The sequence below is a fragment of the Labrys sedimenti genome (assembly GCF_034424805.1).
GTDB lineage: Bacteria > Pseudomonadota > Alphaproteobacteria > Rhizobiales > Labraceae > Labrys > Labrys sedimenti.
Genome location: NZ_JAXOUF010000001.1, coordinates 840,275 through 851,970, shown reverse-complemented (window position 1 = coordinate 851,970; position 11,696 = coordinate 840,275). Strand labels below are relative to the sequence as shown.

Sequence of the window (11,696 nt, the reverse complement as noted above, 5' to 3'; positions counted from 1 at the left end):
CATCCCGTGCAGTATGCGGCGGTTTCCGACGGTGCGGGGCTGGCAGCTCAGGTCTGATTTCAAGATCACCCCTGGCCGTTCAGTCAGAGCCACAAGTCGGTTGGGGGATTTGAGATGACCGAACAGGCAGCACAACAATATACTTCAGATATTCCAACATTCAGCATTGCCGAACTGGATCAGGACACGCATGCTCTGTTCCGCAAATTTCGACCGGAAACGCCTTTCATCCGGCGGGATGATGGGCCGCTCTTCGTGCTGCGCGCCAAGGATGTCGTCAGCCTCACCACCGATGAGCGCACCCGCCAGATTGAAACCGAGCTCCTGCAATTGAGGGGAGTCACCTCCGGACCGCTCTTCGACTTTTACGACAAATGCATGCTGCTTTCGAATGGGGCTGCCCATAGGCGGCGACGGGGCCCGATGGCGCGGACCTTCGCCTTCAAGATGGTTGCCGAGGTCCGCCCCAAGGTACGCGCGATGGCGGAGAAACTGATCGACCAGCACTATGAGGCCGGCGGGATGGACCTGTTCAGGGATTATTCCGCGATCATACCGGCCCATACCGTCGCCGCCATTCTGGGCATGCCCGAGGCCGATATTCCGAAGTTCGCGGATTGGATCTACGTCATCGCCCGCAGTCTGGGCACCTCGTGGACGGAAAAGGACATCCCCGAACTCGAGGATGCTTGCCGCCAGATGACCGACTACATGTATGAACTGGTGGCGGAACGCCGCCAGAACCCGCGCGGCGATTTCCTGTCCGACTATATCGCCGCCATCGACGAGAATCCCGAGATGACGCCGCTCGAGGCGATCATGCAGATCATCATCGTTGTGCTGGGTGGCAGCGATACCACCCGGGCCTCGATGGCGATCCAGACGGCACTTCTGCTCGAGCATCGCGAACAATGGCAGGATGTGTGCGGCGATCCCAGCCTCATTCCCGGCGCGGTTTCCGAGGCCCTGCGATTCGAGCCTTCGGTGGCCTCGCTGCCGCGGCTGGTGCTGGAAGATATCGAGATAGGCGGCCATACTTTGGCGCCGGGATCGTTGCTGATGCTCTCCACCATGTCGGCCCTGCGCGATCCAGAGGTCTTCGGCGAGCCGGATCGATTCGACATCAGGCGGACGGATCACACGCGCTGGCACTATGTCTTTGGCGGCGGTGCCCATCGCTGCCTGGGCGAGGCCCTGGCAAAAGCCGAACTGGAAGAAGGATTGGCAGCGCTCGTCAGCCGTATTCCGCAGGCAAGGCTCGTCGGCGAGCTAAAGGTCGAAGGCCATGGCGGCATTCGCAGCGCCGAGGATCTGCGCCTGGAATGGACGCGCTGACACCATTTGTGAGTCGCGCCGGCCACGCTGATTCCCAGCGAACGCCGGCGCGGTGCCACCTTAACGCATGAGGCGGGGGCTGTCCGGTTTCCTGATTGTGATCTCCTGTCATGCAACTGGCATGAGCATCACGCGGCCGGTTGTAAAGTTCAGTGATCTCAATGAGATGAGTGGCTCGGGTCCCAAGGTGCCCGGTTGCCCGCGATCGGCGCCATTCCCGGATTTTGTCCAAATTGAGTCCGGCTCTTAAGGCGTTGTTTACCCCAATAGAGGCTTAATCACCCCATCTTCTTCTCAAGCGTGGGTGTGAGCGTCCTATGCGTTTTCCGATCGAATTGGTCCGTTCGCGCCATTTGTCGCGCGTCGCCGTGATCGCCCTAGTGGCTGGCCTCGCAGCAAGCTGCAGCGATACATCGAGGTTCGCCCAGAACCCCTTCTCCAATCCATTCACCGCGAGTGACAACCAGTTGGCCTATGCGCAGCCGCAGCCTTCCAAGGCGAGGCCGCGTTACGACAACTCCGGCTATGCCGTCAACACGGTGCCGGCGGCCGGTGTGGTCGCCTCGCAGCCACTGCCGCCGGTTGGTGCCGTGGCGCAACGGAGCGCACCGTCCACGCAATATCGCCTGGCGCGCGGCGAGCAGCCGATCGTGACTGGCGCGATCTCGACGCCTGCGCCGCAGATCGGCGGCTTCAAGGCCGGTGGTTGGACCGCGACGGGCGGAACGCCGGTCACGGCCGCCGCAGGAGAGACCATCAACACGCTCTCCAATCGCTACGGTGTGCCTTCCGACGCGATCATGAAGGTCAACGGCCTGACCTCCCGTTCGCTGACACCAGGTCAGCAGGTCATCATCCCCGTCTACAACGCGGCCCAGAATGGCAACGGCGCAGTGACGACTGTCGCCGCCGCCACCGAGCAACCCTATCCGGGCGATGTACCCGAGACGTCACGCGGCAGCGTTGGCGAGGTCAAGGTTCGCCCTGTTGCGACCACGCCGGCCGCCGGTGCGAAGCCGAGGCCGGCTCCCGTTGCCGCGGCCTCTGGCGTTCATGTCGTCAAGCCGGGCGAGACGCTCACGTCGATCGCCAAGGCCTATGGCACGACGCGCCCCCGCCTTGCCAAGGAAAACGGCATCGATGAATGGATGAGCGTCAAGATCGGCCAGAAGCTGGTCGTGCGCGGCACGGCCCATGCCGCTGCGCCGGCGCCGGCTGCTGAGGTTGTCGACAACCGTCCGCCGCGTGACGTGCCGGTTGCCGCCGCCGCTCAGCCGAGGCCTGTGGCTGCTCCCAAGCCGGTGCAGGCGGCGCGTGCCGCCACTCCGGTTCCGGTGAGGGCCGCCAAGACGCAGAAGTCGATTGCCGCCGAGGCGATGCAGGTCGCGGCCCCGCATGGACAGGCAGTCAAGACTGCCACCGTGAAGCCGGTGACGGTCAAGCCGGTTCAGACGGCAAAGGTCGCTCCGGTCGAGGCCAAGGCCAAGCCTGCCCAGGTGGCGGCTGCCAAGCCGGTCGATCCGACCAAGGCGAGCAAGCTCAAGGCGGAGAAGCTGGCCGCTGCCAAGCAGAAGGTGCCCGCCAGCAAGCCTGCGCAGGTGGCAGCTGCCAAGCCGGCCAAGCCCGCCGAAGTCAGCCAGCCTGCGCCGATTGCGACTGGGACGATCTCGCCCTCCGCGAATCTGCCCCAGCAGGCTGCTCCCGCCGCGGAACTGCCGAAGGATGCCAATGCCGCCACGCCGGGTAGCCCCGAGTTCCGTTGGCCAGTGAAGGGACGGATCATCCAGAACTTCGGCCGCAATAGCGATGGCATCAATATATCGGTACCGGAAGGAACCGAGGTGAAGGCCGCCGAGGATGGCGTCGTTGCCTATGCCGGCAATGAGTTGAAGGGCTATGGCAACCTGATCCTCATCCGCCACGCCAACGGCTATGTCACGGCCTACGGCCACGCCAAGGATCTCGACGTCAAGAAAGGCGAAACCGTCCGGCGTGGCCAGACCATCGCGACCGCCGGCCAGACCGGTAACGTGACCTCGCCGCAGGTGCTGTTCGAAGTACGCAAGGGCGCCGCGCCGGTCGATCCGACCCGCTATCTCTCAGGCACCTGATACCGAAATCTGCTTCTCCGCGAGACCCCGAAGCAGCTCGAGTGGCCCGGCAGCGATGTCCGGGCCACTTTCTATTGGGCCGGTGGATTGGGTTCAGTTCAACGTCTTGCTCAGTCGGCCGGCAAGATCCTGCACATATTGCCAGGCTGTGCGGCCCGAGCGGGCGCCACGGGTCGTCGCCCATTCCAGGGCCTCGGCCCGCATGGTGTCGCGATCGAGGTCGAGGCCGAAGTGCTCGGCATAGCCATAGACCATGTCGAGGTAATCGTCCTGGCTGCAGCGGTGGAAGCCGAGCCACAGGCCGAAACGATCGGAGAGCGATACTTTTTCTTCCACGGCCTCGCCGGGATTGATCGCGGTCGATCGCTCATTGTCAATCATGTCGCGCGGCATCAGGTGACGCCGGTTCGACGTCGCGTAGAAGATGAGATTGTCCGGGCGCCCCTCGACGCCGCCTTCCAGGGCGGCTTTGAGCGATTTGTAGGAGGTGTCGTCGCTATCGAAGGAAAGATCGTCGCAGAACACGATGAAGCGATAGGGGGCCTGGCGCGTGAGGTTCATCAGTTCCGGCAGGCTGTCGATGTCCTCGCGGTGAATTTCGATCAGCTTCAGGATGCCGCCAAGCTTGGCGTTGATGTCGGCATGGGAGGCTTTTACCAGCGACGACTTGCCCATGCCCCGGGCGCCCCAGAGCAGGGCGTTGTTGGCAGGCAGCCCGCGCGCGAAGCGCTCGGTATTGTCGACCAGGAGATCCCGCACCAGATCGATACCCTTGAGCAGCGGCATTGCAACCCTGTTCACCTTGGGCACGGGCTGAAGATGTTTCTCGCCTGCCTGCCAGATGAAGGCCTCGGCGGCATCGAAGTCGGCCTTGATGGCGGCGGGCGGTGCCAACCGCTCCAGGGCGTCGGCGATACGAGCGAGCAATTGCGGCAATTCGCGGGATGAAAAATCAGTCATGGCAACCAGGTGAGATGAACTTGAGTAAGCTCTTCGTCTCTAACGCGCCAATGGGGCGCTGAAAAGCGGCGGCATGCCGCGCCTGCCTTTCAGGCGAGGCGCGATGCGCGCTGTAGCAACGCTGGCGCGTGGCCGAGGGGCGTTCTTGGCAGGGCCGGGACCTCTGCGCTGGCGCCTTTGACGCAGGGCCCACGATTCCCGGGCTACCGGCTTTTGATGCACTGCCATGATACCCGAATGGATGGTTTCCCACATCGTTAGCCATGAATTTTTCGTCATGTGCCAGGCAAAAGTGGCGTTCTGTTTGCTTTCGGTGGCTGGTTCACTATATTCCGCGCGAATTCGCGGCCGGGCTGTCCCGGCCGCTTCTCTTGAGAGGCGATCCCATGTTCACGACACCAGCCTTTGCCCAGGCAGCCCAGGGCGGCGGCGATCTGTTCTCCAGTCTCGGTGGCACGCTGCTGCTGCCGATCGCGATGTTCGTGATCTTCTACTTCCTGCTGATCCGCCCGCAGCAGCGCAAGGCGAAGGAACAGGCCGCTCTGCTCAAGGCGATCCGTCGTGGCGACACCATCGTGATGTCGGGTGGCATGATCGGCAAGGTCACCAAGGCTGTCGAAGGCGAGTCGGAGATCGAGGCCGAGATTGCCGAAGGCGTTCGGGTGAAAGTCATCCGTGAGATGGTGGTCAGCGTCCGCTCCAAGACCGAGCCGGTGAAGAAGTCCGAGGCGGCCTGAAGCGTTCTGGGGTAATTCCCCTCTTTGGCTTCGATCACAAGACACGATAAGAGACTCAGGATAGGGTCGGCGCGGTTCTTCATCTCCCGACTGTCCTGAGAATAGCCTGTCAAGGCTCGGAATTGCTCCGCTATGCTGCACTTTTCTCCCGCCAAGACGGCTTCGGTCCTTCTTACCTTGCTGATCGGCCTATGGCTGGCTGCACCCAATCTGATGCCGGCCAACTGGGTCAAGGCTATGCCGTCCTGGCTGCCGCACAAGACACTGACGCTCGGGCTCGATCTCCAGGGCGGTTCCTACTTCCTGCTCGAGATCGACAAGAATGCGGTGATCAAGGAACAGGTCGCCAGCCTGCGTTCGCAGGCGCGCCAGATCCTGAACGACAACAAGATCCGCAGCCAGGCCGCCCTGCAGGGACGCGGCATCCTGGTGACACTGCCCAATCCGGCCGACACCGAAAAGGCCGTCCAGTTGCTGCAGGTGCTGGGAAATCCGGCTGACGGCAATCTGTTCGGCACCGGCAACCGCACCGCGACTGTCACCTCCTCGACGCCGGGGCAGGTCAGTGTGGCCTTGACCGATGAAGGCCTGCGCGACCGCATGACCCGCATCGTCCAGCGTTCTGTGGAGATCGTCGGAAACCGCGTCAACCAGACCGGTGTGGTCGAGCCGATCATCCAGCGCCAGGGCGAAGATCGCATCGTGGTGCAGTTGCCGGGTCTGGAAGATCCGGATCGTTTCAAGACTCTGCTGGGCCAGACGGCCAAGCTGGAGTTCCGCCTCGTGGATCTCAGCATGCCGGTCGACCAGGCCATGCGGGCCCGCCCGCCGGTCGGTTCCACGGTCCTGCCGTCATCGGACGGAGGCCAGAACTATCTGATCGAAGACCAGGTGATGGTTGCCGGCGACGAACTCACCGACGCCCAGGCGAGCTTCGACCAGAATACGCGCGAGCCAGTGGTCTCCTTCCGCTTCAACACCAATGGCGCGCGCCAGTTCGGTCGTGTCACCACCGAGAATGTCAACAAGCCCTTTGCCATCGTGCTCGACGGCAAGGTCCTGTCGGCGCCGGTCATTCGCGAGCCTATCACCGGTGGCTCGGGCCAGATCTCGGGTAATTTCACCACCCAGCAGGCTCAGGATCTGGCGCTGCTGCTGCGTTCGGGTGCCTTGCCCGCGCCCATGACGGTGATTCAGGAACAGACGGTCGGTCCGGGCCTCGGCCAGGCCGCCATTCGCGCCGGTGAGATGGCCGCCTTGGTCGGCTCGATCCTGGTCATCGGCTTCATGATCGCCAGCTATGGCCTATTCGGCATCATCGCCTCCGTCGCCGTGGCGCTCAATGTCGGCATGATCTTCGGCATCCTGTCCCTGCTCGGCGCGACGCTGACCTTACCGGGCATCGCCGGCATCGTGCTGACGGTCGGCATCGCCGTCGACTCCAACGTGCTGATCTATGAGCGCATACGCGAGGAAGTGCGGGCCGGACGAACCGTGCTGATGTCTCTCGATGCCGGCTTTGCCCGGGCGCTGGCGACCATCCTGGATTCCAACATCACCACCTTCATTGCCGCCGCCGTGCTGTATTTCGTCGGTACCGGCGCCGTGAAGGGCTTCGCGGTGACGCTGGGGATCGGCATCATCACGACGGTGTTCACCGCCTTCACGGTCACGCGCCTGTTGGTTTCCTGGTGGTATCGCGGGGTCAAGCCTCGTTCCATCCCGATTTGATAGATTGATGGAGTGAGCGCGGTGCGCCATCTTCGCATTGTTCCCGACAATACCAGCTTCGGCTTCATCCGGTTCCGGCGTATCAGCTTTCCGATTTCGGCGGTGCTGTCGATCCTGGCCCTGGTGCTCTTCTTCACCCACGGCCTGAATTACGGCATCGATTTCAAGGGCGGTATCGCCCTTGGCGTCACGGCTCAATCGGGGCAGCCCGACGTGCAGGCCATTCGTGACAAGCTGACGCCGCTCGGGCTGGGAGAAGTCCAGATCCAGAGTTTCGGCGACAAGGGGCAGGTGCTCATGCGCATTGCCCTGCAGCCGGGCGGTGATGCCGAGCAGAATGCGGTTGCCGAAAAGGTCAAGCAGACGCTGGCGCCGGACTACATCTCCGGCAAGGATGACCAGATCCAGATCATCGGCCCGAGCGTTTCGCAGGAACTGGTGACGGTCGGCACAGTCGGCATCTTCGTCGCCATTCTGGGCATTCTGATCTATTTGTGGTTCCGCTTCGACTGGCAGTTCGCTGTCGGCGCCATGATCGCCAACGTCCATGATATCGTGCTCACCATCGGCTTTATGTCGGTGACGCAGATCGATTTCGACCTCACCAGCGTTGCAGCGCTGCTGACCATCCTCGGCTATTCGCTCAACGATACCGTGGTGATCTACGACCGAATCCGCGAGCTCCTGCGCAAATACAAGAAGAAGCCGATGGATGAGCTCTTGGACGAGTCGATCAATGCCACGCTGTCGCGCTCGGTGATCACCCACGTCACCGTGGCACTGGCCTTGCTGGCCCTGCTTCTGTTCGGTGGCCACGCCATTCACAGCTTCACCGCCACCATGCTGTTCGGCGTCGTGCTGGTCGGTACCTACACCTCGATCTTCATTGCCTCGCCCGTCCTGATCTATCTGGGCCTGCGTCCGGGCAGCCATGAGACGGCAGGCGGCGACAAGCCGGAGTAAGCTGCCATGACCGGAGGCGAACGCCGCTTCCTGCCGCGCGTGGCGCCGATCGATGCCTATGGCACCGGTGGGTTCCGCTTTGCGGAGATGTCGCATCGCGGTTCGCTTCTTTGCCTGCCCTCGGGCATGCATGCCTGGCCGGTGACGAGCGTGGCCGAGTTTTCGGCGCAGGCCTTCGAGCCGGTCTTCGTGGAGGCCGATGCCATCGAGATCCTGCTCGTCGGCACCGGTCCCGACGTCGCATTTTTCCCCGAAGCGCTGCGCTGGCGTTTTCGCGATCTCAAGATCGTCGTCGATGCAATGCCGACCGGTGCTGCGACCCGCACCTGGAATGTCCTGCTCGCCGAGGATCGGCGCGTGGCTGCCGCCTTGATCGCCGTGCCATGAGCGCCGACCGCCCGGCCAATTCCCTGGCCAATTCCAATATTAGTATGACGAACGAAGCTTATTGCGCGAGCCTGCTGCGCGAACATGACCGCAATCGCTGGCTTGCCAATCTGTTTGCGCCGGCCGAGCACAGGCGCGGCCTCAATGCGCTCTACGCCTTCAACAGCGAGATCGAGCGCGTGAGGGATATGGTGTCGGAGCCTCTGCCGGGCGAAGTCCGGTTGCAATGGTGGCGGGACCTGCTGGAGGGGCAGGCGAGGGGGCATATCTCGGGGCATCCCGTTGCCTCCGAGCTTCTGGCCGCGATCGATCGCTACCACCTCCCGGCTTCGGCGCTCTTAACCCTGATCGATGCCCATGCGCACGATCTCTATGACGACCTGCTGCAGAGCGTTACCGATCTGGAAGGCTATTGCGGCGAGACCTATTCCAGTCTGTTCCGTTTGGCCAGCCTCATTCTCGCCGATGGCGGCGACCCGGGCACTGCCGATCTTGCCGGGCATGCCGGCGTGGCCTATGGCATGGCCTGCCTGATGAAACAGGCTGCCCGGCATGCGGCGAGGGGACAGATCTTCGTGCCGGCCGATCTCGTGCTCAAGCACGGAACGGCCCGGGAGGATCTGTTGAACGGACGCAACACCGGTGAGATGCGGGCCATGTTTGCCGAGTTTGCCGGGGTAGCGTTGCGGCATCTGGACCAGGCGGAGCAATTGCTGCCTGCCGTGCCCACTGCAGTTGCACCCGCCTATGTCGGTCTTGCGCTGGTTGGCCCTTTGCTCAAGCGCATGACGCGCCCGGGCTTTGACTGGTTTCGCCAGGAGGCCGAACTGCCGCAATGGCGCAGTCAATGGCACCTATGGCGGTTTTCACGCAAGCTGCGTTAACCTGAAGGCAAGGTTGCCCCGAACTATTTCGGTTTGGCAGCCTGGGCCAGCGCCTTCTCCAGGTCTTCTCGCTCCTCGCAGCCATTGGGGCATAGCTTGACCAGGGCAGCGAGATTTTGCTGAGCCTTGGGAAGGTCGCCATTCTCGATGAAGAGTTCGCCCTGATATTCCAGGGTTCCCTTATGGTTGGGATCGAGGACGAGCGCCTTCTGATAGAAGGTCTGCGCGGTCGTGCGGTCTCCGCTCTTGCGCAGGCTGAAGCCGAGCAGATTGTAGACGTCGGGGTCTTTCGAGCCCTGGTCAGCCAGGGGCTGGAGGGCCGCTATGGCAGCCTTATAGTCCTCCGCCTTGATCTGAGCCCGGATGGGGGCGAGATCGGAGGTTGCAGCTGCGGCAGGGGCACCGGATGAGGTGTCGGCAGCCGAGGCCTGGCCTGCAATGAGAAGCAGGGCCAGGGCGGATGCGAGGCCATGGAGGCGGGGCATGGCAGGATCCTGTTCGGAGAGGACGAGGTGGGATTGTGAACGTCGTCGATCGGATCGTCAGTTCCAGCGAGGACGCGGGCCGGAACCAGATGCAAGCTACATCGTTCTCAAGCCCGTGCCCATCCTGCTTCTTGCCCCGGGATGGCAATGGCTTGAAGCAAACCGCGATGCTCAGGCGTGGAGCTGCTCGCCGGCCGTCGTCTTCTTCCAGGCCTCCAACGCTTCCAAGGCCCTGGCGCTCATCGCCCGCTTCTTGGCAAGGGTCTTTTCGCTGCCGCGCAAGCGCTTTCCGCCTTCCCCCTTCGGCGAGGCCTCCAAAGGCGGGAACAGGCCGAAATTGACGTTCATCGGCTGGAAGGAGCGCGGGCCTGCATCCTCGCTGACGAGGTGCCCTCCCGTGATGTGGTTGAGCAAGGCACCGAGGGCCGTGGTGGCCGGCGGCGGTGTTACCGGCTGGTCCAGGCGTTCGGCGGCGGCGAAGCGGCCCGTCATCAGGCCGACACTCGCGCTTTCGATATAGCCTTCGCATCCCGTGATCTGGCCGGCAAAACGCAAGCGCGGTTGCGTCTTCAAGCGCAGCGTCGGGTCCAGCAATACCGGCGAATTCAGATAGGTGTTGCGATGCAACCCGCCCAGGCGGGCAAATTCGGCATTCTCGAGCCCCGGAATCAGGCGGAAGACCTGAACTTGTTCGGCATATTTCAGCTTCGTCTGGAAGCCGACCATATTGTAAAGCGTGCCGAGCGCATTGTCCTGGCGCAACTGCACGATGGCGTGGGGCTTGACTTCGGGGTTGCGGGGGTTGGTGAGGCCAACCGGCTTCAGCGGTCCGAAGCGCAGGGTTTCGCGACCTCGCTCGGCCATGACCTCGATCGGCAGGCAGCCATCAAAATAGGGCGTGCCCTCGAATTCCTTGAAGCCTGTCTTGTCGCCGGTCAGAACGGCGTCGAGAAAGGCTTCGTATTCCTCCTTGCTGAGGGGGCAGTTGATATAGTCGGCGCCGGTGCCGCCCGGGCCGGGCTTGTCGTAGCGCGACTGAAACCAGGCGATGTCCATGTTGATGGATTCGCGGTGCACGATCGGAGCGATCGCGTCGAAGAATGCGAGCGAGGTTTCGCCGGTTAGCGCGGCAATGGCATCGGCCAGAGGCTTGGAGGTGAGAGGACCGGTGGCAACGATGACATTGTCCCAATCCGCCGGCGGCAGGCCGTCGACATGTTCGCGCCGGATCTCGATCAAGGGGTGTGACGTCAGCCGTTCCGTCACTGCAGCCGAGAAGCCGTCTCGGTCCACCGCCAGCGCGCCGCCCGCCGGAACCTTGTGGCTGTCGGCGCAGGCCATGATCACCGAATCCAGTCGGCGCATTTCCTCATGGAGCAGGCCGACGGCGTTCGTCTCGGCGTCATCGGAGCGGAAGGAGTTGGAGCAGACGAGCTCGGCGAAGTCCGTGGTCTTGTGGACCTCGGTCGCTTGAACGGGGCGCATCTCGTGCAGGATGGCGGGAACGCCTGCCTGGGCAATCTGCCAGGCGGCTTCGGAACCGGCGAGACCGCCGCCGATGATATGAATGGGGGTAATGCTCATGCCCCGGCTTTTAGACCATCGGGGGCGGCTATTGAAGCATCAACCCAACAAAAAGCCGCCCCAAAAAGGGCGGCTATGTGGCACTCGGCCCTCGTCCTGCAAGGCGGCGCCTACGACTTTTCGCTTAGGCTCGATATCATCGCAGCCCGATCGCCGGCCGGCATACCACCGGCTGGCAAATGCGATACGACTTTCCACTGCAAAAGATGGACACGCGGGTGGATCGTCGAAACTGTACCAATGAGCCGTGCAGCCCATTGGTCATTACCTGCAAGATTAGGCGCGGGCGGCCTGACGCGCGATTGCGCGAACGTCGGCAGGGTTGATACCGATGTCGGCCAAATCGCGTCCGTTCAAGCGCCTGAGCTCGGCCAGCGTCTCGCGCTCACGGCGCCAGATGCGGACACGTTCGATCAAAGCTGCGAACAACATGATAAGGTTCCTCTTCTGCGAACCTGCGTTGAAGCGAATTCCTCAACGCCGTTCACATTCCCTATATGCCGTTTTTTCCTCGAATGA

Annotated in this window: 11 protein-coding genes; 7 read left to right on the top strand and 4 right to left on the bottom strand. The window is 62.8% G+C overall.

Annotated elements, in window-relative coordinates:
• The first annotated feature begins 114 nt into the window (after positions 1–114).
• Together U1R88_RS04005 and U1R88_RS04000 are read left to right on the top strand one after the other, a co-directional pair.
• The gene (locus U1R88_RS04005; protein WP_322430070.1) at positions 115–1,335 is read left to right on the top strand and encodes a cytochrome P450; all 1,221 of its coding nucleotides are present in this window, start codon (positions 115–117) and stop codon (positions 1,333–1,335) included.
• A 317-nt stretch (positions 1,336–1,652) separates the two neighbouring features.
• Positions 1,653–3,446: a peptidoglycan DD-metalloendopeptidase family protein gene (locus U1R88_RS04000; protein WP_322430069.1), complete on the top strand. Its 1,794-nt coding sequence runs from the start codon at positions 1,653–1,655 to the stop codon at positions 3,444–3,446.
• 93 nt (positions 3,447–3,539) lie between these two features.
• On the opposite strand, the gene U1R88_RS03995 is transcribed toward U1R88_RS04000, so the two are convergent.
• Positions 3,540–4,406, bottom strand: coding sequence for an ATP-binding protein (locus U1R88_RS03995; RefSeq protein WP_322430068.1), 867 nt, complete (start codon positions 4,404–4,406; stop codon positions 3,540–3,542).
• Positions 4,407–4,792: 386 nt separating this feature from the next.
• Between U1R88_RS03995 and yajC the strand changes: the two genes are divergently transcribed.
• The 5 genes from yajC (at position 4,793) to U1R88_RS03970 (ending at position 9,108) form a co-directional block, all read left to right on the top strand.
• On the top strand, positions 4,793–5,143 hold the full coding sequence (gene yajC / locus U1R88_RS03990) for a preprotein translocase subunit YajC (protein WP_068284781.1): 351 nt from the start codon (positions 4,793–4,795) through the stop codon (positions 5,141–5,143).
• A gap of 132 nt (positions 5,144–5,275) precedes the next feature.
• Positions 5,276–6,874: a protein translocase subunit SecD gene (gene secD / locus U1R88_RS03985; protein WP_322430067.1), complete on the top strand. Its 1,599-nt coding sequence runs from the start codon at positions 5,276–5,278 to the stop codon at positions 6,872–6,874.
• A gap of 21 nt (positions 6,875–6,895) precedes the next feature.
• Positions 6,896–7,837, top strand: coding sequence for a protein translocase subunit SecF (gene secF, locus U1R88_RS03980; RefSeq protein WP_322430066.1), 942 nt, complete (start codon positions 6,896–6,898; stop codon positions 7,835–7,837).
• Between the two features lie 6 nt (positions 7,838–7,843).
• Positions 7,844–8,224, top strand: a complete 381-nt coding sequence (locus tag U1R88_RS03975) for an Mth938-like domain-containing protein (RefSeq protein WP_322430065.1) — start codon at positions 7,844–7,846, stop codon at positions 8,222–8,224.
• Positions 8,221–9,108 (top strand): phytoene/squalene synthase family protein, encoded by an 888-nt coding sequence (locus tag U1R88_RS03970; RefSeq protein WP_322430064.1) that lies wholly within the window; start codon positions 8,221–8,223, stop codon positions 9,106–9,108. Before U1R88_RS03975 ends, U1R88_RS03970 begins: the two co-directional genes overlap by 4 nt.
• A 23-nt stretch (positions 9,109–9,131) precedes the next feature.
• On the opposite strand, the gene U1R88_RS03965 is transcribed toward U1R88_RS03970, so the two are convergent.
• The 3 genes from U1R88_RS03965 to U1R88_RS03955 all read right to left on the bottom strand — a co-directional run bounded on the left by U1R88_RS03965 (position 9,132) and on the right by U1R88_RS03955 (position 11,609).
• Positions 9,132–9,593: a tetratricopeptide repeat protein gene (locus U1R88_RS03965; RefSeq protein WP_322430063.1), complete on the bottom strand. Its 462-nt coding sequence runs from the start codon at positions 9,591–9,593 to the stop codon at positions 9,132–9,134.
• A gap of 171 nt (positions 9,594–9,764) precedes the next feature.
• Entirely contained in the window at positions 9,765–11,177 is a 1,413-nt protein-coding gene (gene trmFO, locus U1R88_RS03960) for a methylenetetrahydrofolate--tRNA-(uracil(54)-C(5))-methyltransferase (FADH(2)-oxidizing) TrmFO (RefSeq protein ID WP_322430062.1), read from the bottom strand.
• A 276-nt stretch (positions 11,178–11,453) separates the two neighbouring features.
• Positions 11,454–11,609 (bottom strand): DUF1127 domain-containing protein, encoded by a 156-nt coding sequence (locus U1R88_RS03955; protein ID WP_082979542.1) that lies wholly within the window; start codon positions 11,607–11,609, stop codon positions 11,454–11,456.
• Positions 11,610–11,696: the final 87 nt, after the last annotated feature.

What these genes read in the sequence shown, in the direction of transcription:
- secD (WP_322430067.1), top strand. Translation starts at nt 5,276, where the DNA reads ATGCTGCACTTTTCTCCCGCCAAGACGGCTTCGGTCCTTCTTACCTTG.
- yajC (WP_068284781.1), top strand. Translation starts at nt 4,793, where the DNA reads ATGTTCACGACACCAGCCTTTGCCCAGGCAGCCCAGGGCGGCGGCGAT.
- U1R88_RS04000 (WP_322430069.1), top strand. Translation starts at nt 1,653, where the DNA reads ATGCGTTTTCCGATCGAATTGGTCCGTTCGCGCCATTTGTCGCGCGTC.
- U1R88_RS03970 (WP_322430064.1), top strand. Translation starts at nt 8,221, where the DNA reads ATGAGCGCCGACCGCCCGGCCAATTCCCTGGCCAATTCCAATATTAGT.
- U1R88_RS03995 (WP_322430068.1), bottom strand. Translation starts at nt 4,406, where the DNA reads ATGACTGATTTTTCATCCCGCGAATTGCCGCAATTGCTCGCTCGTATC.
- U1R88_RS03955 (WP_082979542.1), bottom strand. Translation starts at nt 11,609, where the DNA reads ATGTTGTTCGCAGCTTTGATCGAACGTGTCCGCATCTGGCGCCGTGAG.
- trmFO (WP_322430062.1), bottom strand. Translation starts at nt 11,177, where the DNA reads ATGAGCATTACCCCCATTCATATCATCGGCGGCGGTCTCGCCGGTTCC.
- U1R88_RS03965 (WP_322430063.1), bottom strand. Translation starts at nt 9,593, where the DNA reads ATGCCCCGCCTCCATGGCCTCGCATCCGCCCTGGCCCTGCTTCTCATT.
- U1R88_RS03975 (WP_322430065.1), top strand. Translation starts at nt 7,844, where the DNA reads ATGACCGGAGGCGAACGCCGCTTCCTGCCGCGCGTGGCGCCGATCGAT.
- U1R88_RS04005 (WP_322430070.1), top strand. Translation starts at nt 115, where the DNA reads ATGACCGAACAGGCAGCACAACAATATACTTCAGATATTCCAACATTC.